This is a genomic window from Janibacter limosus NBRC 16128, from assembly GCF_001570985.1.
Classification (GTDB): domain Bacteria; phylum Actinomycetota; class Actinomycetes; order Actinomycetales; family Dermatophilaceae; genus Janibacter; species Janibacter limosus.
On sequence record NZ_BCSS01000095.1, the window covers coordinates 1 to 1,129 of the forward strand.

Here is a 1,129-nt window from a genome sequence, read left to right on the forward strand (position 1 = left end):
CCCCGCCGTAGCGGCGGGCCGGGATGGCGGCCTGGTACTCGGCCTTGGTCTTGTCGGGCAGCTGCGCCGTCATGTCGGTCTCGATGAACCCGGGCGCCACGACATTGGCCGTGATCCCGCGGGCGCCGAGCTCGCGCGTCATCGAGCGGGCGATGCCGACGAGGCCCGCCTTGGAGGCGGCGTAGTTGGTCTGACCGGGTGAGCCGTAGAGCCCGACGACGCTGGAGATGAGGACGACTCGGCCGAAGCGGGCCTTGACCATCGGGGTCGCCGACCGGCGCACGCAGCGGAAGGTGCCGTGCAGGTTGGTGTCGACGACCGAGGAGAACTCCTCGTCGGTCATCCGCATGAGCAGGGTGTCCTTGGTGACGCCGGCATTGGCGACGAGCACCTCGACGTCTCCGCCCAGTCGCTCCTTGGCCTCGACGAAGGCGGCGTCGACGGAGTCACTGTCGGTGATCTCGCAGGCGACGACGGTCAGCCCATCGACCGCCTCCCCCGACCGGGAAGTGACGACGACGGTGTGGCCGTCCTCCTGGAGGCGTCGGGCGATGGCCTCGCCGATGCCTCGATTGCCTCCGGTGACGAGCACTCGGCGCGGTGTCATCCTGCTCCTTGGTGGTGGGTCTTGTGCGTCAGATCACGTCTGCGCCCGACGCTAGAGCACTACCGCCGGGTACGTCGCACCGAGCCCGCCCCGTGGAACGCCTGCCCAGCCTCGCGGCGTAGTCTGAAGACGTGCCACACCAGTCCGTCCCGTCGGTCACGACCGCCCCGATCTCGCTCCACGACGAGCAGATCGGACGCATGCGTCAGTACCTGGCGACGATGGCCCTGCGCACGGCCTGCTTCGTGGGGGCCTATTTCTTCGAGGGATGGCTGCGCTGGGTCTGCGTCGCCCTCGCGGTCGTCCTGCCGTACTTCGCAGTCGTCATCGTCAACGCCGTGCGGCCGCGGCCCTACGACACCGAGATGACACCGGTGGACGACCCGCGACGACAGGTGGGCCAGCAGTGAGCAGCGACGACCTGGTCTGCAGCCGCAAGGCCTGCCGCCAGTCGGCGACCCGCGCCGTCCTGTGGCGCAACCCGCGCATCCACGACGAGTCCCGCCGCAAGGTGTGGCTCCC

2 protein-coding genes are annotated in these 1,129 nt (G+C 69.6%); one reads left to right on the forward strand and one right to left on the reverse strand.

Annotated elements, in window-relative coordinates:
* Positions 1–607: SDR family NAD(P)-dependent oxidoreductase (locus JLI01S_RS16495; RefSeq protein WP_068266761.1), on the reverse strand; the 607-nt coding region annotated here is incomplete at its 3' end.
* 131 nt (positions 608–738) lie between these two features.
* Here JLI01S_RS16495 and JLI01S_RS16500 point away from each other — a divergent pair.
* Entirely contained in the window at positions 739–1,017 is a 279-nt protein-coding gene (locus JLI01S_RS16500) for a DUF3099 domain-containing protein (protein ID WP_068266759.1), read from the forward strand.
* Positions 1,018–1,129: the final 112 nt, after the last annotated feature.